This window comes from Pseudomonas nitroreducens (assembly GCF_024170165.1).
GTDB classification, from domain to species: Bacteria; Pseudomonadota; Gammaproteobacteria; order Pseudomonadales; family Pseudomonadaceae; genus Pseudomonas; species Pseudomonas nitroreducens_C.
Genome location: NZ_JALJXP010000002.1, coordinates 202,540 through 227,268, shown reverse-complemented (window position 1 = coordinate 227,268; position 24,729 = coordinate 202,540). Strand labels below are relative to the sequence as shown.

Here is a 24,729-nt window from a genome sequence, read left to right as displayed (position 1 = left end):
CCGGGCCGGTGTTTGCCCTGCGGTCCGCGCGCGGAATCGATGGGTATCGCTGCGCTCCACGCCATCCTACGTCGTGATTGTCCTGTGGATATCTACGCTTGCGGGGACGAGGTGCGGTAGCGCTCCACCAGCAGGGGGATGGCTCGCTCGCGCCAGAACGCGCTGCTGATCATCCCGCTGGACATGCCGCCGTGGGCATGACGCGGCAGGTGTACGTGGGTGGGATGCTGCAGGTCGATTCCGGCAAGCTGCTCGAACAGCTCCGTGAGCCGTTGCGTCAGCGCTGCCTCACTGGCGGGCCAGGGGGCGTCGGCGAGGTGCTCGGCCATTTCCCGCCACAGGTACGGGTCGCCGCGCAGGCCCCACTGGATGGGCTCTTCGCGGAACAGTTCGGCGACGGAGAGGGAGCGGGGCATGGGCGGACTTCCTTGTGTTGCGTTCTGGGCTGCTGCTCGCTGGCGGGCAGGGCAGTGTCGCCGCTCGCGGGAGAGTCTGGAAGGGGCGGCTGTGCGCTGATTTCTGCCCGGCGGGCGTGTCCACCTTCTTCACTGCCGTTATACTGCGCCCCTCATTCCCCTTCGCGAGGTGTTCGTCCGATGCGCAATTGATGCCGCCGTGGTTTCACGGCCCGTTTCCTTCCCTGGCCTGTTCCCGGGGGAATTCCGGCATCAATCTGGACCTGCGCATGACGAGCCCGTTCACCCTGGCGCTGCAAGGCGTTGCTTTCCAATTGCCCAGCGGCGAGCCGCTGCTGAGCGACCTCAATGAAACCTTCGACGATCGCCGCACCGCGCTGGTCGGACGCAATGGCGTGGGCAAGTCCGTGCTGGCGCGGATCATGGCCGGCAAGCTGCCTGCCAGTGCCGGTCGCTGCCTGGCGTCCGGATCGGTGCATTACCTGCCGCAGCGCATCGAACCGCAGGCGTTCCGCAGCGTCGCGGAACTGGCCGGCGCGCAGCCGTTGCTGGATGCGCTGGCGCGGGTCGAGGCCGGCGGCGTCGATCCCGCTGATTTCGAGTGCCTCGACGGCCACTGGGATATTCGCCCACGGCTGGAGGCCGAACTGGCCGCCGCCGGTCTCGCCCATCTACGGCCGGATACGCCCGCCGCTCGCCTGAGTGGTGGGGAATGCACGCGGGTGGCGTTGCTCGGTGCCTGGCTCAGCGAGGTGGACTGGCTGATCCTCGACGAACCGAGCAATCACCTCGACCGCGCCGGCCGCCAGGCCCTGTGTGAGCAGCTGCAGCGTTGGCGCGGCGGCCTGATCCTCATCAGCCATGACCGCCTGCTGCTGGACGACATGCAGCGCATCGTCGAGCTGTCCGCGGCCGGCCTGCGCAGCTATTCCGGCGGCTATGCCTTCTTCCGTGAGGTGCGCCAGCAGGAGCAGGACAACGCCCAACGCGAGTTGCAGCGGCGCAAGCTGGAGCGTGACCGCCAGCAGCACGCCATGCAGGAGCAGCGCGAGCGGCAGGAGCACCGGCAGGCGAAGGGGCGCAAGGACGCCAAGGAGGCCAACCAGGCGAAGATCCTCGTCGACCGGCAGAAGGAACGCAGCCAGACCAGCATCTCGCGGCTGGCCATGCAGCATGAGGAGCGTCGGGAGCGGTTGTCGCGCGAGGTGCAGGAGGCATTCGGGCAGTTGCGCGAGGACGCCAGGATGGTCCTCAACGCGCCCGACTGCGAGTTGCCCGAGTCCCGTGGCGTGTTGCTGCTGGAGGCGCTGAGCCTGCCGTTCGGCAATCCCGCACCGCTGGACTTGCAGTTGAGCGGCCCGCGCCGCGTAGCGGTCAGCGGGCGCAACGGCAGCGGCAAGTCGACCCTGCTCAAGGTGATCGCGGGCGTGCTCGGTCCTGCGGCGGGCTCCTGCGAAGTGAAGGTGCGCAGTGCCTATCTGGATCAGCATCTGGCCGCGCTCTCGCCCGAGTGCTCGGTGCTGGAGCTGCTGCAGGGGCGCAATCGCGCGGCGGACTCTTCGGTGTTGCGCACCCGGCTGGCGCAGCTGGGATTGCCGGCGACACGGGTCGAGCTGCCCAGTGGCCTGCTCAGCGGCGGTGAGCGGCTGAAGGCGGCGCTGGCCTGCGAGCTCTACGCCGAGCATCCGGCGCAACTGCTGCTCCTGGACGAGCCGGACAACCACCTCGACCTGCCCTCCCGTGAAGCGCTGGAGAACCTGCTGCGGCAATACCGCGGCGCGCTGCTGGTGGTGTCCCACGACGAGGCATTGCTGGCCCGGCTGGAGCTGGAGGCGCGGCTGGAGTGCGCTGAAGACGGCTGGCGCTGGTCGGTCGGCTAAGGCTTTACCGGCCGGGTAGAGCTGGGTAGCATCGACCTCCCTCTCTTTCCGGCTGCCTCTGCCGTGCTCCGCCCAGGCGTTGAATCGCGAAGCGGGCATTCATGCTGCCGACGCTCCAACGGCCGTCACCTCGCGTGGCGTGCTATCCCTTTGTAATCTGCCGAATCAGGATGCATTCATGCTCATTCGCCAACGCATCGCTGCGGACAACCCGCGGCTGCTCGATATCTGGCTGGGCGCCGTGCGCGCGACCCACCACTTCCTCCAGGCGTCGGACATCGACGCGCTGCTGCCCCAGGTCCGCGACCTCTACCTGCCCGCCGTCGAGGTCTGGGTGGCGGTGGACGACGCTGACCACCCGCTGGGCTTCATCGGGCTCAACGGCTCCCATGTGGAGATGCTCTTCATCGATCCGGACTGCCGGGGGCGTGGCCTTGGCCGCGCGCTGCTGGATTTCACCCGCGAATTGCGCGGGACGCTGAGTGTCGACGTCAATGAACAGAATCCTCAGGCGGTGGGGTTCTATCTGCACTATGGCTTTGTGCAGACCGGGCGTTCACCCCTCGATGGCGAGGGGCGGCCGTTCCCGTTGCTGCATATGAGCCTGCCGGCCCCTGAATAAGGCACGGTTCACCTGTAGGAGCGAGCTTGCTCGCGAACAAATGTCCCGCCGCAGCGGAGTCAAGCGGTTCGCGAGCAAGCTCGCTCCTACAACAGGTTTACGCGCTGTGTTCTGTCTCGCCGCTGCCGAAGCGGATGCTCCGCGCGCCGAGCCTGAGCAGGCTGTCGGCGAACAGGTCGCTGGCGGTCTGGCGGCAGTCCCAGGCGGCTTCCCAGTCTTCCTTGCGCCGCCAGTGCAGGCGGCCGACCAGGTGCTGGGGTTCGCCTTCGGCGTGCAGCTCGCTGGCGAGGTAGCCGGGGCGCAGGTAGAACAGCTCCTGCAGGTGCGACAGGTAATCGCACAGCCGCGCGGCGATGTGCGGGCGTTGCTCGCTGGTCACGTCGATCTCGATCTGCAGGATGAAATGCGGATTGTCCACGCAGGCCTGGGCGGTGGTCGGGGCGGGTTGGGTCATGTTGCTGAACTCCCTGGCTTGATCCGAATGCCTGGCGAGGGTAAAACCTCAACTTAAGTTGAGGTCAATAGCCCGTCATGAAGAAATCATCCTCCTGTTCCATGCACCGTGACCTGAGCGTCGGCGAGCTGGCCAAGCGCGCTGGCGTGGCCGTCTCGGCGCTGCATTTCTACGAGGCCAAGGGCCTGATCAGCAGTTCGCGCAATGCCGGCAACCAGCGCCGTTATTCCCGCGACACGCTGCGGCGGGTGGCGGTGATCAAGGTCGCGCAACGAGTGGGCATTCCCCTGGGGGAGATCGCCGCGGCGCTGGCGTCACTGCCGACCGGGCACAACCCGACGGCGGCGGACTGGGCGCGGTTATCGGCGCGCTGGCGGGATGACCTGAACGAGCGGATCGAGAAGTTGCTGCTGCTGCGCGATCAGCTCGATGGCTGCATCGGCTGTGGTTGCCTGTCGATGGAGGCTTGTCCGCTGCGCAATCCGGGGGACCGGTTGGCGGAGGAGGGGCCGGGGGCGCATTGGCGGGGGGAGCAGGGGTGAGGCGCGTGGAGTCTGCGGGAGCGCCCTCTCCCTGACCCTGGCTGCGCGCCCCGCTCCGAAGGGAGAGGGGACCGTCCGCAGTGAAGGGTATTAATCGAGCTCGCCGGGCACCGCTATGTGGAAGAAACGCCGGTATCGAAACACGCTCGGATAACTTCCTCAGGGAGAGGGTTGGAGAGAGGGAAAGAGCCCGAGCCCGAGCGCGGGAGCTGGGCGAAAAGCTCACCGCTCCCGCAAAGCCTCCCACCGCGCCTTCAGCACTGGCTTGAGGATGTAGTCCAGCACGCTCTTCTCGCCGGTGATGATGTCCACCGTCGCCACCATGCCGGGGATGATCAGCAGGGGCTTGGCGTCGGTGCCCAGGTGATTCTTGTCGGTGCGCACCTGGATCATGTAGAAGCTGTTGCCCTTGTCATCGGTGATGGTGTCGGCGCTGATCATTTCCAGCTTGGCCTTGAGCCCACCGTAGATGGTGTAGTCGTAGGCGGTGAACTTCACCGTGGCGCTCTGGCCGGGGTGGAGGAAGGCGATGTCCTGCGGGCGCACCCGCGCTTCCACCAGCAGGTTGTCTTCCAGCGGGACGATTTCCACCATGTCGTTGCCCGGCTGTACCACGCCACCGATGGTGTTGACCTTGAGCTGCTTGACGATGCCGCGCAGGGGCGCGACCACCAGGGTGCGGTTGACCTTGTCGTCGATGGCGCGGCTGGTGGCGGTGAGCTTGTTGAGGTCGGTACGGACGTCGTTGAGTTCCTTCAGCGCGTCACTGCGAAAGCCCAGTTTGGATTCCTCGACCTTGCGCTGGATTTCGTTCACCGCGGCCTCGGCGCGGGGGATGGCGAGGTTGGTGGCGTTGAGGTCGCCGCTGATTTCCACCGCACTGCGGCGCAGGCGCAGCAGTTCCACCGGGGACACCGCGCCGGCCTTCACCAGCGGCTCGGACATGTTGATCTCCTGCTGTACCAGCCCGAGGCTGGAGCGGTACTGCTGGACCTTGGCGCGGAATTCCTGCAGCTCCTGGCCCTTCTGCCGCAGCTGTTCCTGGAGGATGTTCAGCTCGCTGTTCTGCCGCTGCATGCGGGTCTGGTAGAGCGCCAGTTGGTCTTCCACCACCTGCGGCGCGGCTTTCTTCAGGTCGTCGGTGAACACCGGATCACGCCCTTCGGCTTCTGCGCTCAGGCGTTCGACGCGGGCTTCGAGGGAGTTGCGGTCGGCCTCGGTCTCGCCCTTGTTCGAGGTGAAACGGGTGGCGTCCAGGCGCAGCAGTGGCTGGCCCTTGTCCACCACCTGGCCCTCGCGGACGAAGATCTCCGAGACGATGCCGCCCTCCAGGTTCTGGATGGTCTGCACCTTGGAGGAGGGGATGGCCTTGCCTTCGCCCTTGGTCACTTCTTCTATATCGGCGAAGTAGGCCCAGGTGATGGCCACCACCAGCAAGCCCAATGCCGCCCAGAGGGTGATGCGGGTGGCATTGGGCGAGTCCTCCAGCAGGGTGCCCTGCACCTCGGGCATGAATTCGGTATCGCGGGCGCCGTTGCCGCCCAGGTAGCCGCGGATCGATTGCGAAAAGTGCATGGCCATTACCCCGCTGCCGGGCCGACGTGGCCCTTGCGCAATGCTTCGATGACCGCGTCTTTCGGGCCGTCGGCGACGATGCGGCCGCTGTCGAGCACCAGCAGGCGGTCGACCAGGCTGAGCATCGAGGTGCGGTGGGTGACCAGCAGCAGGGTCTTGTCGCGGCAGGCCTCGTGCAGGCGCTTGCGCAGGATCTCCTCGCTGCTGTTGTCCATGGCGCTGGTGGGTTCGTCCAGCAGCAGGATCGGCGGGTCGAGCAGCATCGCGCGGGCCATCAGCACGGCCTGGCGCTGGCCACCGGAGAGCAACTGGCCGCGTTCGCCCACCGGGCGGTCGAAGCCGGCCGGGTGTTGCCGGGCCAGTTCGCTGACGCCGGTCAGCTCGGCCACTTCGAGCATCCGCGCATCGCTGACGTAGCGCGCGCCGAGGGTCAGGTTGTCGCGCAGGCTGCCGGCCAGCAGCGGCAGGTCATGGGCCACGTAGCCGATCTGCTGGCGCAGGTCGGCGACATCGAGCTGGCGCAGGTCCAGGCCGTCGAGCAGGATCTGTCCTTCGTCCGGATGGTAGAAGCCCATCAGCAGGCGACCGAAGGTGCTCTTGCCCGAGCCGCTCTTGCCGATGATGCCGATCTTCTCGCCGGGGGCCATGCGCAGGCTGACGTGGTTCAGTGCCGGGATGGTCTGCTCCGGGTAGCTGAAGCTCAGCTGGCGGACTTCCAGCGCGCCGTGCAGCTGGGTGCGCTCCAGTGGGCGCTGGCGGGCCTGGCGCTCCTGCGGCAACTCCATCAGCGCGTCGGTGCTCTTCATGGTCAGGCGCGCCTGCTGGTAGCGGGTGATCAGCCCGGCGATCTGCCCCAGCGGGGCGAGCACGCGGCTATTGAGCATGTAGCTGGCGACCAGTGCGCCGACGCTGAGGTTGCCGTCGAGGATGCTGTAGACCCCGGCGCAGATCATCGCCAAGCCGGCGAACTGCTGGAGGAACAGGGTGCCGTTGGTGGCCAGCGCGGAGAGGAAGCGCGCGTGGTTGTCCAGCCGGGCCAGGGCGCCGTGGGTGGACTCCCAGCGGTACTGGCGTTCGCTTTCGGCGCCGCAGGCCTTGAGGGTTTCCAGGCCGCCGAGGGTTTCGATCAGCAGGGCCTGGCGTTCTGCGCCCAGGGTCAGGCTCTTCTGCACGGTATCGCGCAGGCGGCTCTGGATGATCAGGGCGAACACGATGGTGATGGGGAAGGCCAGCAGCGGCACGGCCACCAGCCAGCCGCCGAGCAGGCCGATGACCAGGATCATCAGCAGCGAGAAGGGCAGGTCGATCAGGCTGGTCAGGGTCAGCGCAGTGAGGAATTCGCGCAGGCCCTGGAAGTCATGGATGCTCTGCGCAAAGCCGCCGACGGTCTCGGGCTTGGCCTTGAGCGACATGCCGGTGATGCGTTCGAACAGGGTGGCGGAGAGGACCACGTCGGTCTTCTTGCCGGCCATGTCCAGCAGGTTGGAGCGCAGCACCCGCAGCAGCAGTTCGAACAGCGTGCCGATCAGCAGGCCGGCGGCGAGCACCCAGAGGGTCGACAGCGCCTGGTTGGGCACCACGCGGTCATAGGTCTGCATGACGAACAACGGCACCAGCATGCCCAGCAGGTTGATCAGCAGACTGGCGACCAGGGCGTCCGTATAGAGCCAGCGCGACAGCCGCAGGGTGTCGCGGAACCAGGCTTCGACGCGCGGCACCAGCGGCTTGCGCGCCGCTTCCAGTTCGTGACGCGGGCGGGCGAAGAGGGCCTGGCCACTGTACTGGGCGGCCAGCTCGTCGGCGCCGACGGCCTGTTCGCCGCCTTCGGTCTCGCAGGGCAGGATCAGCGCCTGGCCGTCTTCGCGCCACTGGCGCAGCACGGCGCTGCGTCCGTCGTTGAACAGCAGCAGGACTGGCAGGTTCAGGTTGGAGATACTGCGCAGCTCGCGGCGCAGCAACCGGCCCTGCAGGCCGGCACGGGCCGCAGCGCGCGGCAGCAGCGCGGCGGAGAGCCGCTGGTCGCGCAGCGGCAGGCCGGCGGACAGGCTGTTGCGGCTCACCGCGCAGCCGTGCAGGCGGCAGAGAATCAGCAGTCCGTCGAGCAGGGGATCGTCATGGCTCAGGCGCGGATCGCCCGGCGCAGGTGTGCCGCGCTCCTGGATGATCATGGTCACGCTACTTCCTCCCGGGCCGCGCCGACCCGCGCCGACGGCCATCAGCAAGCACTTGCAGGCGCTCGCCGGGGCTTGCCGGTCGCGGGTTCTTTCGTGCCCTGTCGTATCGCTTCACGGCCGTCGCCCCGACGCCAGGCGGTGCGGGGCTGGGTGACGGGCGCGAGCGACTTTCTTATTTCAGGTCAGGCAGGCGTGCCTCGTTCTTCACGTCCGACAGGGCCACGGACTCGTGCGGAGCGACCACATGCTGCGATCTGAGCAGGCCACCCATGCTGCCGAGCACGCGGTACATCGAGTATTCCTCGGTGTAGCGGACTTCGGTGTAGCGGCGGTTGGCGGTGAACAGTTCGTTCTCGCTGTCCAGCAGGTCGAGCAGGGTGCGCTGGCCGAGGGTGAACTGTTGCTGGTACGCCTCGCGGACCTTGCGGGTGTAGTCGGCGTACTCGCGGGCCGGCTGGGTCTGTTTGCGCGAGTTCTCCATCGCGTCCCAGGCCAGCGAGAGGTTTTCGTTGAGCAGCCGCAGCGCGTTGTTACGCACGTCCTGGGCTTCGCCGATCTGGTGCGAGGTGGCGTTGAGGTGGGCCTTGTCGCGCATCCCGTTGAACAGGTTGTAGCGCATCACCACCTGGGCTTCCCAGCTGTTGTAGTGACCTTCGTCGCCGTCGACGTTGTTGTTGGCGGCCTTGGCCAGCTCGGCGTCGAAGCGCGGGTAGAAGGGCGCCTTGGCCGCTTCGTACTGCGATTCGGCGGCGTTGACGTCGGCTTGTGCCGACTTCAGCAGCGGGTTGTCGCTGAGCATGCCCTGGCGTGCGCTCAGCAGATCCGGCGGCACTTCGGCCTTGATCGTGCTGGGCATCTCCAGCTGGTCGGGCATCTTGCCGGTGGCGCTGTAGAAATTCGCCTCGGCGTCGGCCAGGTTCACTTCCTCTGTATAGAGGTTGTTCTGCGCCAGGGCGAGACGGGCGATGGCCTGGTCATTGTCCGCGGTGCTGCCTACGCCGCGCTCGCTGCGCAGGCGGATCTGGTCGCCGATGCGTTCGTGGGCCTGCAGGTTGTTCTTGGCCAGGGCCACCATCTCGCGGCGCTTGAGCACTTCGAGGTAGACCTCGACGGTGCGCAGGGCGGCGGTCTCGGAGGTGCCGAGAATGCGGAAGGCCTTGGAGTTGACGTTGGATTCGTTGCGCTTGACCTCGTTGGGGGTGCCGAAGCCGTCGAACAGCATCTGCCGCAGACGGATTTCCGCATCACCGCGGGTCAGGGTTTCATCGTTGTGGTTGCCCGCCGCGCGAGTGGTCGGGCTGTCGGTGTTCTCCCGGCCGTACCCGGCCACGAGGTCGACGGTTGGCAGATAACCTCCCCTGGCAAACTTGAGTTCTTCATCCGCAGTCAGGCGGCTGTTCACGCTCTGACTGATTTCCGGGTGGTACTGCAGCGTGCTTTGTATAGCTTCGGTCAGGGTCATGGCCTGCCCATGGGCCCCTGACACCGCCAAAAATACACCGCTCCATAGTGCCGCGTTACGACTGCGCATGGCTTTGCTCCTGGTGTTCTGCTACTTCGATGCTCTCGAATCGCCAATTTATTGGCTTTTTTCTCTTATCAAGCGTTTCACGCCTGTAACATCAGAGCTAAGAACAACTTTTCGAAAACCTCAGAAGAATTTTTCACAAGGGTTATTCGGAAAAAGTCTTATGAGTCGTGTGAAAAGCAGCACATTGTTTGAACGTGCAAGCCCTCGTATTCCCTGGGTATGGGCCGGAGCAGGTGCTTGCAGACGAAGCCAGGTACGGTTTGTAGCAGTTAGGGCGGGGACCACCGCAGAAGGACAAGAAAACGCGTAGCCAGCATGACAGAAAATTGTCGCTGGCTTTTTGATGCAAAAGCGCTAGCAGTCCTTTTCGCACCCTTCGCAACTTCCTACGCAGCATCCGGATACAAGCGTGCCATGGCCTGTTTCGGTCAATCGCGGGTCGGTGGAACCGGCCGCGGGATGTGCAGCGGAGGAAGGACTCATGGCTACTTTGATGGGTGTCGTCAGCAAGGTAATCGGCGAAGTGTTTGCGGTAGCCGCCGATGGATCGCGTCGTCCTTTGGAACAGGGAGACAAGGTTTTTGTCGGTGAGCAGCTGGTCACCGGCGCCAATGGCGCGGTCGCGCTCAAGGTTGCCGGAGGCGGCGAGATCACCCTGGGGCGCGACAGCTCCCTGCCGTTGACCTCGCAGATGCTTGCCGCTGCGCACCAGTCGGAGCAGGGCGACCAGTCGGTTGCCCAGCAGCAGCCTGCCACGCCGACCAAGCAGGACGTCACTGACGTCAAGGCCCTGCAGGCCGCCATCGCCGCAGGCGCCGACCCGACCCAGCAAGCCGAAGCCACCGCGGCAGGTCCAACCGCTGCCGGCGCCGCCAATAACAAGCCCGGAGGCGGACACTCCTTCGTGCTGCTCACCGAAGTGGGCGGCCACATCGATCCGAATATCGGCTTCCCCACCGGCCCGATCGGTTCGGGCCCGCTGCCCCTGCGCGAATTCGACGGCGTACCGCAGCCGCGTGTCGAGGCGGTGACGCCTCCGCCGGAAGTCCTGCCACCAGACGGCCAGCCGAGCGCCGGCCCCAACGGCCCGGGCCTGGCCAACGTATTCGAAGCCGGCTTGCCCGGCGGTATTCCCGATGGTGCAGGGGAGGGCGCGACCTTCTCCGGCAACCTGGGCTACAACTTCGGCAGCGACGGTGTCGGCAGCTTCACCTGGGGCACCTCCGGGCTGCCCAATCTGACTTCCGGTGGTGTGGCCATCACCTACAGCGTCAGCCCTGACGGCCACGTGCTCACCGGCAGTGCCAATGGCACGCCGGTCTTCACCGTGACCCTGACCAATATCAGCACCGGCGCCTTCGAGGTCACCCTGCTGCAGCCGGTGGACCACCCGGTGAAGGGCTCCGAAGACACGCTGAACTTCGACATTCCCTACGTCATCACCGACGGCAACGGCACTTCGGCCAACGGTACGGTGAACGTGGGCATCGTCGATGACGCGCCGCAGGCCAGCCTGTCCGGCAACCTGGGCGTCGATGTACTGCTGCAGACCCATGATGCGAATACCGCCGGGGCTGCCTTCGACACCTCCACCGCCGACTACAGCTCGGCATTCAAGGTGACTGCCAACTACGGCGGCGACGGTGCCGGAAGCACCGAGCTGAGCTACAGCCTGAATCTGCTCGGCGGCAACGGCGCCAATTCGGGGCTGACCAGTGGCGGCGCCACTATTTATCTGTACAGCGTGGGCGGCGCCATCGTCGCGTCCACCTCCGCCAGCGCCGCCGGCATCACCGGCGAAAACACCGTGTTCAGCCTGTCGGTGAACGGCAATACCGGTGTGGTCACGCTGACCCAGTACAGCGCCATCGACCATCCGCTGCCGGGCAGCGAGAGCGGCTATGCCAGCCAGACCATTTCGCTCGACTCCGGGCTGGTACAACTGCAGGGTAACCTGACCGTCACCGACCGTGACGGCGACAGCATTACCTCCAGCAGCTCCCTCGACCTCGGTGGGCGGGTCAGCTTCACCGATGACGGCCCGAGCATTTCCGTGGGCAGCACCGAAGGCCTGCACCTGACGGTGGACGAATCCAATCTCGGCCAGGACGCCACCAGCAGCGTGGCGGCCAGCGACCTGTTCAACTCGCAGTATGGCGCTGACGGCGCCGGCTCGATCGTCTACAAGGTTAGTGCCACCGACAACACCGACAGTGGGCTGAAAGACACCGCCACCGGCGACAAGATCTTCCTGTTCAACACCGCTACCGGCGTCGAAGGCCGCGTGGGCGGCGTGAACGGTGAAGTCGCGTTCCGCGTGACCCTGGGCGAGGACGGCAAGATCACCCTCGACCAGGTCCGTGCCCTGGTGCACCCGGACGCCGCCGACGCCAATGACCCCTTGAGCCTGGGCGAAGGCAAGATCAGCCTGACCGCCACCGTGACCGACGCTGATGGCGACCACCAGAGCGCCAGCCTCGACCTGGGCAGCAAACTCACCTTCCTCGACGACGGCCCGAGCATTTCCGTGGGCAGCACCGAAGGCCTGCACCTGACGGTGGACGAGACCAACCTCGGTCAGGATGCCACCAGCAGCGTGGCGGCCAGCGACCTGTTCAACTCGCAGTATGGCGCTGACGGCGCCGGTTCGATCGTCTACAAGGTCAGTGCCACCGACAATACCGACAGCGGGCTGAAAGACACCGCCACCGGCGACAAGATCTTCCTGTTCAACACCGCTACCGGCGTCGAAGGCCGCGTGGGCGGCGTGAACGGTGAAGTCGCGTTCCGCGTGACCCTGGGCGAGGACGGCAAGATCACCCTCGACCAGGTCCGTGCCCTGGTGCACCCGGATGCCGCCGACGCCAATGACCCCTTGAACCTGGGCGAAGGCAAGATCAGTCTGACCGCCACCGTGACCGACGCCGATGGCGACCACCAGAGCGCCAGCCTCGACCTGGGCAGCAAGCTGACCTTCCTCGACGACGGCCCGAGCATTTCCGTGGGCAGCACCGAAGGCCTGCACCTGACGGTGGACGAGACCCAGCTGGGCGTTCCAGCCACCAGCGACTCGGTTGCCGACCTGTTCAATGGCCAGTACGGCGCTGATGGCGCGGGCTCGATCACCTACAAGCTCGAAGCCGCCGACAACACCGACAGTGGCCTGAAGGACACTGCCACCGGCAGCAGGATCTTCCTCTACAACACCGCCAACGGTGTCGAGGGTCGCCTGGAAGGCACCAGTACCGTTGCCTTCCGCGTGAGCATCGACGGTGACGGCAAGGTCACCCTGGAACAGCTGCGCGCGCTGGCCCATTCCGATCCCAATGACCCCAACGATTCGCTGAGCCTGGCCGGCAAGATCGACCTCAGCGCCACCATCACCGACAAGGATGGCGACAGCGCCACCGCGCACATCGACCTGGGCGGCAAGCTGAGCTTCCTCGATGATGGCCCGAGCATCGAGCCGTGCAAGGATGCCGATATCCGGCTGACAGTGGACGAGACCCACCTGGGCGTGGGCGACACCAGCAGCACCAGCGTGGCCGACCTGTTCACCACGCACTTCGGCGCCGATGGAGCGGGCTCCATCACCTACAAGGTCGGCACCAGCGATGGCACCGACAGCGGCCTGAAGGACACCGCCACGGGCGAGAAGATCTTCCTCTACAACACTGCCAATGGCGTGGAAGGACGAGTTGGTACCGGCTCTGACGTGGCCTTCCGCGTCACCCTGGACGCCGATGGCAAGGTCACCCTCGACCAGTTGCGCGCGGTGGTGCACCCCAACGCCAGCGATGCCAACGATGGCGTCAGCCTCGATGCGAATACCATCACCCTGACCGCCACCATCACTGACGGCGATGGTGACCACCAGAGCGCCAGCCTCGACCTGGGCGGCAAGCTGACCTTCCTCGACGACGGCCCGAGCATCGAGGCGTGCAAGGACACCGACATCAAGCTGACGGTGGACGAAACCCAGCTCGGCCAGCCCGACACCAGCAGCGTCAACGTGGCCGATCTGTTCAACGCCCACTACGGCGCTGACGGCGCCGGCAGCATCGAGTACAAGCTGAGCGCCGCCGACAACTCCGATAGCGGCCTGAAGGACATCGCCACCGGCAGCAGGATCTTCCTCTACAACACCGCCAACGGTGTCGAGGGTCGCCTGGAGGGCAGCAGCACGGTTGCCTTCCGCGTGAGCATCGACGGTGACGGCAAGGTCACCCTGGAACAGTTGCGGGCGATGGTGCATCCGGATGCCAACAACGCCAACGACGACCTGCACCTTGCCGGCCAGGTCAGCCTGACCGCGACCATCACCGATGGCGACGGCGATCATGCCTCGGCGAGCATCGACCTGGGCAGCAAGCTGACCTTCCTCGATGACGGCCCGAGCATCGCTCCGTCCACCATCTACGACATCAGCCTGGAGGTGGACGAGTCCAACCTGGGCAGCGATGCGCGTGTCGAGTCCAGCCTGGTGTCGCTGTTGTTCGAATCGCACTTCGGCGCCGATGGTCCGGGCAGCATCACCTACAAGGTGAGCACCGCGGATGGCACCGACAGCGGCCTGCGCGAGACCGCCAGCGGCGACCGTATCTTCCTCTACAACGAGAACGGTACGGTGGTCGGCCGCGTTGAACACAGCAATGCCATCGCCTTCGTGGTCAGCGAGGACAACGGCGCGCTGATGCTCGACCAACGCCTGGCGCTGGTGCACGGCAACCCGGATGACTCGGATGAGCCGCTGCGTCTGGATACCGGCAAGATCACACTCACCGCTACCGTCACCGATGGCGACGGCGACCACGCTTCGGCCTACGTCGATCTGGGCAGCAAGATGGTGTTCTACGATGACGGCCCGAGCATCGAGCCGTGCACCACGGCGGACATCAAGCTGACGGTGGACGAGACTCAGTTGGGCGTCGGCGCCAGTGCCTCGGCCAGCGATGTGTCCGGGTTGTTCAACAGTCACTTCGGCAATGACGGCGCGGGCGGCATCACCTACAAGCTCAGCGCTGCTACCGATGGCATGGACAGCGGCCTGAAGGACACCGCTACCGGCGGCAAGATCCTCCTCTTCACCACCGACAATGGTGTGGAGGGCCGCGTGGAGGGCACCAACGTGGTGGCCTTCAGCGTGACCCTGCACAACGGCGCCATCACCCTTGACCAGCAGCGGGCGCTGGTACACCCGATCACCACCGATTCCAATGACCCGCTGAGCATCGGCAGCGACAAGATCACTCTCACCGCCACCATCACCGACGGCGACGGCGACCATGCCTCGGCGCAGATCGACCTGGGCGGCAAGCTGATCTTCCTCGACGATGGCCCCAGCATCCAGCCGTGCACCGATGCCGATATCAGCCTGGTGGTGGACGAGACGACCCTGGGCAGTGCCGCGCGGGTCGAGGCCTCGCTGGTATCGCAGCTGTTCACCACCAGCTTCGGTGCTGATGGCGCGGGCAGCGTGACCTACAAGGTCAGCGTGGCCCTGGACGGCACTGACAGCGGCCTGCGCGCAAGCGAAAATGGCGCGCGCATCCTGCTGTTCAACGACGGCAACGGCGTGGTCGGCAAGGTCGAAGGCAGCAATACCATTGCCTTCGTGGTGCGCCCTGATGGCGGTGCGCTGACCCTGGAGCAGCGCGTGGCGTTCATCCATCCCGATGGCCACAGCGATGATGAAACGCTGAGCATCGCGACCGGCAAGATCAGCCTGACGGCCACCGTCACCGATGGCGACGGCGACCACCAGAGCGCCACCGTCGACCTGGGCAGCAAACTGATCTTCCACGATGACGGTCCGAGCATCGTCGCCAACCAGGCCAACGGCCCGGCGCTGGTGGTGGACGAGAGCAATCTGAACGCCAATGCCAGTGCCAGCATTACCAGCCTGTTCACCAGCCACTACGGCGCCGATGGCGCGGGCTCGCTGGTGTACAAGGTGGTCGCCGGTACCGAGGGCGGTGACAGCGGTCTGCGCGTCACCAACGGCGACAAGATCTACCTGTTCAATGAAGCCGGCGGCGTGGTTGGCCGCGTCGGCGGCCCCGGTGGTGCCATTGCCTTCACCGTCACGGTGAACAACGGGACCGTTACTCTCGACCAGCAGATGGCACTCAAGCACCCGGACGGCGGCGACCCGGATGACGCGCTGAACATTGCCAGCGGCAAGATCAGCCTGACCGCCACCATCACCGATGGCGACGGCGACTCCCACAGCGCCAGTGTCGAACTGGGCAGCCAGCTGACCTTCCACGACGACGGCCCGAGCATCGCCGTCAACACCCAGGGCAGCCTCGCCCTGACGGTGGACGAGAGCAACCTGGGAAGCGACGCCAGTGCCAATGTCGCCAGTCTGTTCACCAGCAGCTACGGCGCCGATGGTGCAGGCTCGCTGGTCTACTCGGTGGCCGCGGTCAGCAACGGCAGCGACAGCGGGCTGAGCGTCACCAACGGCGACAAGATCTACCTGTTCAATGAAAACGGCGGCGTAGTCGGCCGCGTCGGCGGCTCCGGTGGCGCCATCGCCTTCACCGTGACGGTGAACAACGGCAGCATCACCCTCGACCAGCAGATGGCGCTCAAGCATCCGATCACCACCGACGCGAACGATGCGCTGAGCATTGCAGGCGGCAAGATCAACCTGGTCGCCACCATCACCGACGGCGATGGCGATTCTCAGTCCGCCAGGATCGATCTGGGCAACAAGCTGACCTTCCTCGACGATGGCCCGAGCATCAGCGTGGACACCAGCCATGTGCCGACCCTGACCGTCGACGAAAGCAACCTGAGCGTCGATGCCAGCGCCAACTTCAGCACGGCGTTCAACGCCAGCACTGGCGCCGACGGCGGCAATACCGCCTACAGCCTGACGGCCACCACCGGCACCCAGAGCGGCCTGCAGACCACCGACGGGCAGAACATCGTGCTGGTCAAGGTCAGCGATACCCAGGTCGAAGGTCGCGTCGGCGGCACCGGCGGGGCGCTGGCGTTCAAGGTGACGCTGGACAGCGGCACCGGTGTGGTCAAGCTCGACCAGCAACTGGCCCTCAAGCACCCCAATGCCAGTGACCCGAACGATGCGCTGAGCCTGGCCAATGGCAAGATTGGCCTGACCGCCACGGTTACCGATGGAGACGGTGATTCCAAGGCCATCGGTATCGACCTGGGCAGCAAGCTGACCTTCCTCGACGACGGTCCGACGGCGGTGGACGACAACCCGCGCTGCCTGGTGCAGCAGGCACCGCCGGCGGTCAACCTGACCCTGGTGGTGGATGTCTCCGGCAGCATGCAGGGCGACAAGCTGGCCAACGCCAAGGCGGCGCTGGTCAACCTGGTGCAGCAGTACGCGGCCATGGGCATCGCCATCCACGTCTCGCTGCTGACCTTCGCCAGCAGCGCCAAGGACCTGGGCGACTTCAACTTCAACGGCACCTCCGACGCCCAGTACACCTCGCTGGTGAACAAGATCAACGGCCTGCAGACCGAGGACAACACCAACTACCAGGTCGCGCTCAACCTGGCCAAGGCCAACGTCACCTCCGATATCACCGCCAGCGGCCATGACCCGGCGGCGATCAACCGGGTGTACTTCATCTCCGACGGCCAGCCCAACGAGGGCAGCACCAGCACTGCGATCACCCAGTGGAAGGCCTTCCTGGCCAACCCCGATGGCGACAACAACGACGCCACCAACCACGTCGATGCCTATGCCGTGGGCCTGGGCACCTCGATCACCAACGCCGACCTGGTGGGTATCGACGGCAAGGGCACGCCAATCATCGTCACCCAGCCCGGCGACCTCACCGCCACCCTGCAGAACCTGGTGACCATCGACTCGGTCAGCGGCAACCTGCTGGCCAACGATGTACCGGTGAGCGCCGATGGCACGGTGCGCATCACCCAGGTCGAGTTCGGCGGCGAGAAGTTCGCCGTGGACGCCTCGGGCGTCATGACCAACGTCAACCCCAACGCCACCAGCGCCACCGGCAGCTACAACACCAGCACCGGCCTGCTGACCATCCAGACCAGCAGCGGCACCCTGACCCTGTACCTCAAGGATGTCGCGGGGCACCAGGCCGGCGACTACACCTACGCCTCCAAGGCCGGTGTGGCCTTCCCGGAGAGCGGGCAGATCAGCGAGGTGTTCAAGTACACCATCGTTGACGGCGATGGCGACACGGCTTCGGCCAACCTCAACATCTGCCTGAAGTACGGCCAGCCGATCCTGGTGGTGGGCAGCAATGCCGGCGACGTCGATGGTTCCTCCGTCCTGCACACCGTCCCCAGCCCGCTGGATGCGGACAAGGCCGGGCAGATCAACGGCAGCGGCGGCAACGACGTGCTCATCGGCGATGCCGGCGGCGTGTCGGTCTATACCCAGCCGGGCAAGAACTACAACATCTCGCTGATCGTCGACACCTCCGGCAGCATGGGCGATGCCTCCGGTACAGCAGGGCTGACCCGCATGGCCCTGGCGAAGAACGCGCTGACCAACCTGATTAACGCGATCAAGGGCCATGACGGGGTGATCAACATCAGCCTGGTGTCGTTCAGCGACAGCTCGCACGTCACCACCTACAACGGCCTGACCACCGCCAATGTCGCCGCGCTGATCGCTGCCATCGGCAAGCTCAGCGCAGACGGCGCGACCAACTACGACGACGCGATGAAGTCCGCGACCGCGTGGTTCAACACCCAGGTCGCCACCAACCACGCCGATGCAGCGCACAACTACGTCAACCTGGCGTTCTTCCTCACCGACGGCAACCCGACCGTCTACAACGGCAACTCCGGTAGCGGCAACAGCACCAGCTACAACGACATGAATGTCGCGATCACCTCGGGCAACGACATGCTGCACCATGCCGGCACCCTCGTCGGCGACAACTCGGTGGCGGTCAATGCCATCGGTATCGGCAATGGCATCAACAGCGACTACCTGCGCTACTTCGACAACACCAACACCACCGGTACCGTGGTGACCAATGTCGACGGCACGAACCTGTCCAACACAGTCGGCCAGCCGCAGATCATCAACACCGCCGAGCAGCTCCAGGCGGCCCTGCAGGAAGGTTTCAGCACCAGCACCCCGGTGACCGTGGGCAACGACCACCTGGTCGGCGGCGCGGGCAATGACATCCTCTTCGGCGATGTCATCAACACCGACGCGCTGGCCTGGGCCGGGCATGCTGCCGGGTCGCACAACGGCCAGGGCTACCAGGCACTGGTGGACTACCTGACCGCCACCAACGGCAGCGCGCCCACTGTCGCCCAGGTGACCAATTACATCGTCCAGCACGCGGATCAGCTCAACGTCGCCGGTGACATGCGCGGCGGCAACGACATCCTCGAAGGCGGCGCCGGCAATGACCTGATGTTCGGCCAGGGCGGCAACGACAAGCTGATCGGCGGGCCGGGCGACGACATCATGTACGGCGGCACCGGCGCGGACGAGTTCATCTGGAAGGCGGGCGACACCGGTCACGACGTGATCAAGGACTTCAGCATCGCCGAAGGCGACAGCCTGAACCTGGCCGACCTGCTGCAGGGCGCACTGCCCAACGCCGACTCGCTGTCCCACTACCTGACCTTCTCGGTCAACTCGGGGACCACCAGCATCGGCGTCAGTCCCACCAGCGGCGGCACCACGACCCAGACCATCGACCTGGCCAACGTCGACCTGGCCGCCAAGTACGCCGGCCACGCTGGCAATGGCGTGCTCTCGGCAGGGGATACCCACACCGTGCTCAACGGCCTGCTGGGCGATCACGCGATCAAGACCGACACCGTCTGACCCCGTGTGAAACCCCTCGAAACCGCCGCCTTCGGGCGGCGGTTTCATTTGCGCCCGCCCAACGAGGGTGGGGGCACGGCTATACGGCTGGTGAATGATCGTCGCCGTGCGTCCTCACTGGCGCCTATGCTCGGGGCCACACCATCCTCCCCAATGAACAACAAGCAACGAGGTTTCCCCATGCGCGAAGTGGTGATCGTCGACAGCGTCCGTACCGGCCTGGCCAAGTCCTTCCGTGGCAAATTCAACATGACCCGTCCGGACGACATGGTCGCCCATTGCATCGACGCGCTGCTGGCGCGCAACAACCTCGACCCGCTGCTGGTGGACGACTGCGTGGTCGGCGCCGGCTCCAACGAAGGCGCCCAGGGCCACAACATCGGCCGCAACGCCGCGGTGCTGTCGCGCCTGGGCACCCATGTCGCCGGCATGACCCTGAACCGCTACTGCTCCTCGGGCCTGCAGGCTATCGCCATCGCCGCCAACCAGGTGGCCTCGGGCTGCAGCGACATCCTGGTGGCCGGCGGCGTCGAGTCCATCACCCTGACCATGGGCAAGCAGAACCTCGACAACTTCGTGAACCCGCGCCTGAAGGACGAGTTCCCCGGCATCTACTACCCCATGGGCCAGACCGCCGAGATCGTCGCCCGTCGCTACAACGTCACCCGCGCGCAGCAGGACCTGTACGCCCTGCAGAGCCAGCAGCGCACCGCCCGCGCCCAGGCCGAAGGCCTGTTCGACGATGAAATCGTGCCGATGAGCGTGAAGTACCTGGTGGAAGACAAGGCCACCGGCGAGAAGAAAGTGCTCGACGGCGTGGTCGATCGTGACGACTGCAACCGTCCGGAAACCACCCTCGAAGGCCTGAACTCCCTCAAACCGGTGTTTGCCGAAGACGGCTCGGTCACCGCCGGCAACGCCTCGCAGCTTTCCGATGGCGCCTCGATGACCCTGATCATGAGCCTGGACAAGGCCCTGGAGCTGGGCCTCAAGCCCAAGGCCTTCTTCCGCGGCTTCACCGTCGCCGGCTGCGAGCCGGACGAGATGGGCATCGGCCCGGTGTTCTCGGTGCCCAAGCTGCTCAAGGCCAAGGGCCTGCAGGTCGCCGACATCGACCTCTGGGAGCTCAATGAAGCCTTCGCCTCGCAGTGCCTGTACGCCCGCGATCACCTGGGCATCGACAACGAGAAGTACAACGTCAACGGCGGCTCCATCTCCATCGGCCACCCGTTCGGCATGACCGGCTCGCGCCAGGTCGGCCACCTGGTGCGCGAACTGCAGCGTCGCAACCTGCGCTACGGCATCGTCACCATGTGCGTGGGCGGCGGCATGGGCGCCACTGGCCTGTTCGAGGCGGTGCGCTAAGCACGGCGGGCGAGGGCGCAGGCCCTTGCCTGGTGGGTACCGACCGCTCCACGCAAGCGGCCCGGTGCCGATGAGAAGCCCCCGGCGGTGACGCCGGGGGTTTTTCTTTGCGGCTTCCCTTCAGGAGCGGCCCTGACCAGAAATGCCGGTGCCAACCTGTAGGAGCGCCCCATGGGCGCGATCGCGGGCATGGCCCGCTCCTACACAAAGCACAGCCCTGGCTCTACACCGCCACTTCCAAAAAATCTTCTCCCCCATACCCAAATCTGCCTATGGATCTATCGGCGCACTTGGCCCTTTAGCAATAGTGCCGTCGCAATCGCTCCCTAGCATGGACCTCGTTCCTTCACGTCACGGCTCACGCGGCGTGGACCACAAGAAAACGAGGTACCGCCATGCATCCCACCGTCGCCGGCACGCCGCTCAGCGTGCGCCACATCCGCAAGCGCTTCGGCCAGTTCGTCGCCCTCGACGGCGTGTCGCTGGACGTCAAGGCCGGTGAGCTGGTCTGCCTGCTCGGTCCCTCCGGTTGCGGCAAGACCACGCTGCTGCGCTGCATCGCCGGTCTCGAACAACAGGACGAAGGCACCTTGCACCTGGGCCAGCGCGATGTCTCGAACCTGCCGCCGCAGGCACGGGACTACGGCATCCTGTTCCAGTCCTACGCGCTGTTCCCCAACCTCACGGTGGAGCAGAACATCTCCTACGGTCTGACCAACGCATCCAGGGACGAGGCGCGTAGCCGCGTCGCCGAGATGCTCGAACTGGTCGGCCTCACCGGCAGCGAGAAGAAGTACCCCGGCCAGCTTTCCGGCGGCCAGCAGCAGCGCGTCGCCATGGCCCGCGCGCTGGCGCCGAGCCCGTCGCTGCTGCTGCTCGACGAGCCCATGTCGGCGCTGGACGCTCGCGTGCGCGAGCACCTGTGCGGCGAGCTGCGCCAACTGCAGAAGAGCCTGGGCATCACCACCGTGATGGTCACCCACAACCAGGACGAGGCCATGCTGATGGCCGACCGCATCGCGGTGATGAACCACGGACGCATCGAGCAGTACGGCACCGCCCAGGAGATCTACAGCACGCCGAGCACGCCCTTCGTCGCCGAGTTCGTCGGCCAGGGCAACTGGCTGCCCTTCGAGCGCGGCAGCGACGGTCACGCCCGCGTCGGCAGCCTCAATCTGCGTTTGCACAGCCAGGCACCGAGTGCCTCGGGGCGGTTGTTCTGCCGCCCGGAAGCGATCAGCGTGAACCCCGCCGTACACCAGGAGAACCTGTTCCGCGCGCAGATCCGCGAGATCACCTTCCTCGGCAACCGCTGCCGCATGAGCTTCGAACTGGAACAGCTGCCGGGCCACGCGCTGCTCGCCGAGCTGGCGCCAGAAGACATGCCGCGCCTGGGCACCCCGGACATCTGGGTGTCGCTGCCGCCCCGCAGCCTGCAGGTGTTCGCCTGAGATGGAAGCCGTGGTGAAGCACAGCCCGGCATTCACTGCCGGCAAGATTCGCGGCGATCTGGGTGATCGCCTGTTCGTCCGCGGCGGCAAGTACCTGCTGCTGCTCCTGCTCACCCTCGCGGTGCTGATGCCGCTGCTAGCCATCTTCTGGCGCGGCTTCAGCGGTGAAGCTGGGCAGGGCGGCGGCCTGGCGGCCATGGGCGAGCTGCTGCGCAGCGACAACTTCCACTGGCTGCTGGGCAACAGCCTGAAGGTCTCGGTCAGCGTGGCGTGCATCGTCGTGCCGGCGGCCTACCTGTTCGCCTACGCGCTGCAACGCACACTGATCCCGGCCAAGGGCCTGTGGCGCGGGATTTCCCTGCTGCCGCTGCTGGCGCCGTCGATGCTGCCGGGCATCGCGCTGATCTACCTGTTCGGCAACCAGGGCCTGCTGCGCCATCTGCTGCCGGACAACATCTACGGCTTCTGGGGCATCGTCCTGGGTGAAGCCATCTACACCTTCCCCCACGCGCTGATGATCCTGCTGTCGGCGCTGTCGCTGGCCGACGCGCGCCTGTTCGACGCCGCTTCGAGCATGGGCGCCGGCCCCTGGAAGGCCTTCCGCAGCATCACCTGGCCGGCCTCGCGGCAGGGCGTGTTCGCCGCCTTCTGCCTGGTGTTCACCCTGACCATCACCGACTTCGGCGTGCCGGTGGTGGTGGGCGGCGACTACCAGGTGCTGGCGCTGGAAGCCTACAAGGCGGTGGTCGGCCAGCAGCAGTTCGGCCGTGGCGCGCAGATCGGCATGATCCTCCTGCTGCCGGCGCTGCTCAGCTTCGCCGTCGACACCTGGCTGCGCCGTCGCCAGGGCGACGCCATGAGCGGCCGCGCGCAGGTCTACCATCCCAAGCCGTCGCGTCGCCGCGACGCTGCCTTCCTCGCCATCGTCGTGCTGATCAGCGCGGTGCTGCTGGGCGTGCTGGGCATGGCCGTGTACTCCTCGCTGGTGAAGTTCTGGCCGTACAACCTGTCGCTGTCGCTGAACCACTACGACTTCAACACCACCGCCGGTGGCGGCTGGCTGGCCTACCGCAACAGCCTGACCATGGCCGCGTGCACCGCGATCATCGGCAGCGCGCTGATCTTCACCGGTGCCTACCTGATCGAAAAGACCCGCGAGCAGCGCTGGCTGAGCCAACTGCTGCGCATGCTGTGCTTCGTGCCGATGGCCGTTCCGGGCCTCGTGCTCGGCCTGGGCTACGTGTTCTTCTTCAACCTGCCGGGCAACCCGCTGCATGTGTTCTACGGCAGCATGGCGCTGCTGGTGGTGTGCACCATCGCCCACTACCTGACCACCGCGCAGATGACCGCCACCGCCGCGCTGCGCCAGCTCGACGGCGAGTTTGAGGCTGCTGCGCTGTCGCTGAAGATGCCGCTGTGGCGCCACTACCTGCGCGTCACCGTGCCGATCTGCCTGCCGGCGCTGCTGGACATCACCCGCTATCTGTTCGTCTCGGCGATGACCACGGTCTCGGCGGCGATCTTCCTCTACAACCCGGACACCATCCTCGCCGCCGTCGCCGTGCTGAACATGGACGACTCCGGCAACGTCGGCGGCGCCGCCGCCATGTCGACCCTGATCCTGCTCACTTCCGCGGCCGTGTCGCTGCTGCTGGCCGGCGCCTCGCGCGGCCTGCTGCGCCGCTCCCAGGCCTGGAGGACGGGCGCGAACCCGTAACACCGCTGGACGCTGTCGTCCGGTGCCTGTGCCCTTTCAGGCCAGCTGCCGGGCTCAACCCCTGACATACCCGCCCCGAGCGGGAGACCAACACTGCCAAGGAGCTCCACATGTTCAAACGTCTTGCCCTCGCCGCCGCCGTGGTGGCCGGTTTCGCTGCACAGGCCCACGCCGCCGACACCGAGCTGACCGTCTACACCGCCCTGGAACCGGAACAGCTGACCGCCTACAAGCAGGCCTTCGAAGCCGAGAACCCGGACATCAAGATCAAGTGGGTGCGTGATTCCACCGGCATCGTCACCGCCAAGCTGCTGGCCGAGAAGGATCGCCCGCAGGCCGACGCCGTCTGGGGCCTGGCGGCCTCCAGCCTGGCCATCCTCGACCAGCAGGGCATGCTCGAGAAGTACGCACCCAAGCACCTGGATGCCATCGGCAAGAACTACCGCGACCCGGCCAACCCGCCGGCGTGGGTCGGCATGGACGTCTGGGCCGCCACCATCTGCTTCAACACCGTCGAGGCCGAGAAGCTGGGCCTGGAGAAGCCGGTGAGCTGGCAGGACCTGACCAAGCCCGAGTACAAGGGCAAGATCGTCATGCCGAACCCGGCCTCCTCGGGCACCGGCTTCCTCGACGTCTCCGCGTGGCTGCAGACCTTCGGCGAGAAGCAGGGCTGGGCCTATATGGACGCCCTGCACGAGAACATCGGCCAGTACGTCCACTCCGGCTCCAAGCCGTGCAAGCTGGCCGCCGCCGGCGAGTTCCCGATCGGCATCTCCTTCGAGTACCCGGCCGTGCAGCTCAAGCGCCAGGGCGCGCCGCTGGACATCGTCCTGCCGAAGGAAGGCCTGGGCTGGGAAATCGAAGCCACCGGCATCGTCAAGGGCACCCAGCATGAAGCCGCGGCGAAGAAACTCGCCGACTTCTCCGCCAGCCCCAAGGCCATGGAGCTGTACAAGGAAAACTTCGCCGTGCTGGCCCAGCCGGGCATTGCCAAGCCGCAGACCGAACTGCCGGCCGACTACGAGCAGCGCCTGATCAAGAACGACTTTGCCTGGGCCTCGAAGAACCGCGACCAGATCCTCGCCGAGTGGCGCAAGCGCTATGACGGCAAGTCGGAAAAGGTCGCGCAGAAGTAAGGTTCGGCTGAGGTTCGGCACTGGCAGCTCCCTCTCCCCAACCCTCTCCCTGAAGGGA

General features: G+C 66.0%; 13 protein-coding genes. 8 read left to right on the top strand and 5 right to left on the bottom strand.

Annotated features, from left to right (window positions below; translation table 11 throughout):
• Positions 1 to 92 precede the first annotated feature (92 nt).
• Entirely contained in the window at positions 93 to 416 is a 324-nt protein-coding gene (locus tag J2T47_RS05330) for a hypothetical protein (RefSeq protein WP_253443159.1), read from the bottom strand.
• A 269-nt stretch (positions 417 to 685) separates the two neighbouring features.
• On the opposite strand from J2T47_RS05330, the gene J2T47_RS05325 reads away from it, so the two are divergent.
• Together J2T47_RS05325 and J2T47_RS05320 are read left to right on the top strand one after the other, a co-directional pair.
• Positions 686 to 2,296 (top strand): ATP-binding cassette domain-containing protein, encoded by a 1,611-nt coding sequence (locus J2T47_RS05325; RefSeq protein ID WP_253443157.1) that lies wholly within the window; start codon positions 686 to 688, stop codon positions 2,294 to 2,296.
• 178 nt (positions 2,297 to 2,474) lie between these two features.
• On the top strand, positions 2,475 to 2,918 hold the full coding sequence (locus J2T47_RS05320; RefSeq protein ID WP_253443156.1) for an acetyltransferase: 444 nt from the start codon (positions 2,475 to 2,477) through the stop codon (positions 2,916 to 2,918).
• 97 nt (positions 2,919 to 3,015) lie between these two features.
• Here J2T47_RS05320 and J2T47_RS05315 read toward each other — a convergent pair whose 3' ends face one another.
• A complete protein-coding gene (locus tag J2T47_RS05315) occupies positions 3,016 to 3,372 on the bottom strand; it encodes an antibiotic biosynthesis monooxygenase (protein ID WP_253443154.1) in 357 nt (118 codons plus the stop codon).
• Positions 3,373 to 3,449: 77 nt separating this feature from the next.
• Here J2T47_RS05315 and soxR point away from each other — a divergent pair, with 77 nt between their 5' ends.
• On the top strand, positions 3,450 to 3,914 hold the full coding sequence (gene soxR, locus J2T47_RS05310) for a redox-sensitive transcriptional activator SoxR (protein ID WP_253443152.1): 465 nt from the start codon (positions 3,450 to 3,452) through the stop codon (positions 3,912 to 3,914).
• Between the two features lie 222 nt (positions 3,915 to 4,136).
• Here soxR and J2T47_RS05305 read toward each other — a convergent pair whose 3' ends face one another.
• The 3 genes from J2T47_RS05305 to J2T47_RS05295 all read right to left on the bottom strand — a co-directional run bounded on the left by J2T47_RS05305 (position 4,137) and on the right by J2T47_RS05295 (position 9,125).
• A complete protein-coding gene (locus J2T47_RS05305; protein WP_253443150.1) occupies positions 4,137 to 5,489 on the bottom strand; it encodes an HlyD family type I secretion periplasmic adaptor subunit in 1,353 nt (450 codons plus the stop codon).
• Between the two features lie 5 nt (positions 5,490 to 5,494).
• Entirely contained in the window at positions 5,495 to 7,657 is a 2,163-nt protein-coding gene (locus tag J2T47_RS05300) for a type I secretion system permease/ATPase (protein ID WP_253443797.1), read from the bottom strand.
• Between the two features lie 178 nt (positions 7,658 to 7,835).
• Positions 7,836 to 9,125, bottom strand: coding sequence for a TolC family outer membrane protein (locus J2T47_RS05295; RefSeq protein ID WP_437180952.1), 1,290 nt, complete (start codon positions 9,123 to 9,125; stop codon positions 7,836 to 7,838).
• Between the two features lie 550 nt (positions 9,126 to 9,675).
• Between J2T47_RS05295 and J2T47_RS05290 the strand changes: the two genes are divergently transcribed.
• From J2T47_RS05290 to J2T47_RS05270, 5 genes are all read left to right on the top strand, one after another.
• Positions 9,676 to 19,002, top strand: a complete 9,327-nt coding sequence (locus J2T47_RS05290) for a retention module-containing protein (RefSeq protein ID WP_253443146.1) — start codon at positions 9,676 to 9,678, stop codon at positions 19,000 to 19,002.
• A 180-nt stretch (positions 19,003 to 19,182) separates the two neighbouring features.
• The gene (locus J2T47_RS05285; RefSeq protein WP_253443144.1) at positions 19,183 to 20,367 is read left to right on the top strand and encodes a thiolase family protein; all 1,185 of its coding nucleotides are present in this window, start codon (positions 19,183 to 19,185) and stop codon (positions 20,365 to 20,367) included.
• 395 nt (positions 20,368 to 20,762) lie between these two features.
• Positions 20,763 to 21,818 carry a putative 2-aminoethylphosphonate ABC transporter ATP-binding protein gene (locus tag J2T47_RS05280; RefSeq protein WP_253443142.1) on the top strand — a complete coding sequence of 352 codons (1,056 nt, stop codon included), beginning with the start codon at positions 20,763 to 20,765 and terminating at the stop codon, positions 21,816 to 21,818.
• A 1-nt stretch (position 21,819) separates the two neighbouring features.
• Complete coding sequence (locus J2T47_RS05275) at positions 21,820 to 23,535, top strand: putative 2-aminoethylphosphonate ABC transporter permease subunit (protein WP_253443140.1); 1,716 nt, start codon at positions 21,820 to 21,822, stop codon at positions 23,533 to 23,535.
• Positions 23,536 to 23,645: 110 nt separating this feature from the next.
• Positions 23,646 to 24,671: a putative 2-aminoethylphosphonate ABC transporter substrate-binding protein gene (locus tag J2T47_RS05270; protein ID WP_253443138.1), complete on the top strand. Its 1,026-nt coding sequence runs from the start codon at positions 23,646 to 23,648 to the stop codon at positions 24,669 to 24,671.
• Positions 24,672 to 24,729 lie beyond the last annotated feature (58 nt).

Excerpts from the sequence above, each read along its gene's own strand:
- J2T47_RS05325 (WP_253443157.1), top strand. The coding sequence starts at position 686 with ATGACGAGCCCGTTCACCCTGGCGCTGCAAGGCGTTGCTTTCCAATTG.
- J2T47_RS05290 (WP_253443146.1), top strand. The coding sequence starts at position 9,676 with ATGGCTACTTTGATGGGTGTCGTCAGCAAGGTAATCGGCGAAGTGTTT.
- J2T47_RS05275 (WP_253443140.1), top strand. The coding sequence starts at position 21,820 with ATGGAAGCCGTGGTGAAGCACAGCCCGGCATTCACTGCCGGCAAGATT.
- J2T47_RS05285 (WP_253443144.1), top strand. The coding sequence starts at position 19,183 with ATGCGCGAAGTGGTGATCGTCGACAGCGTCCGTACCGGCCTGGCCAAG.
- J2T47_RS05315 (WP_253443154.1), bottom strand. The coding sequence starts at position 3,372 with ATGACCCAACCCGCCCCGACCACCGCCCAGGCCTGCGTGGACAATCCG.
- J2T47_RS05330 (WP_253443159.1), bottom strand. The coding sequence starts at position 416 with ATGCCCCGCTCCCTCTCCGTCGCCGAACTGTTCCGCGAAGAGCCCATC.
- J2T47_RS05305 (WP_253443150.1), bottom strand. The coding sequence starts at position 5,489 with ATGCACTTTTCGCAATCGATCCGCGGCTACCTGGGCGGCAACGGCGCC.
- soxR (WP_253443152.1), top strand. The coding sequence starts at position 3,450 with ATGAAGAAATCATCCTCCTGTTCCATGCACCGTGACCTGAGCGTCGGC.
- J2T47_RS05300 (WP_253443797.1), bottom strand. The coding sequence starts at position 7,657 with ATGATCATCCAGGAGCGCGGCACACCTGCGCCGGGCGATCCGCGCCTG.
- J2T47_RS05295 (WP_437180952.1), bottom strand. The coding sequence starts at position 9,125 with ATGACCCTGACCGAAGCTATACAAAGCACGCTGCAGTACCACCCGGAA.
- J2T47_RS05270 (WP_253443138.1), top strand. The coding sequence starts at position 23,646 with ATGTTCAAACGTCTTGCCCTCGCCGCCGCCGTGGTGGCCGGTTTCGCT.
- J2T47_RS05280 (WP_253443142.1), top strand. The coding sequence starts at position 20,763 with ATGCATCCCACCGTCGCCGGCACGCCGCTCAGCGTGCGCCACATCCGC.
- J2T47_RS05320 (WP_253443156.1), top strand. The coding sequence starts at position 2,475 with ATGCTCATTCGCCAACGCATCGCTGCGGACAACCCGCGGCTGCTCGAT.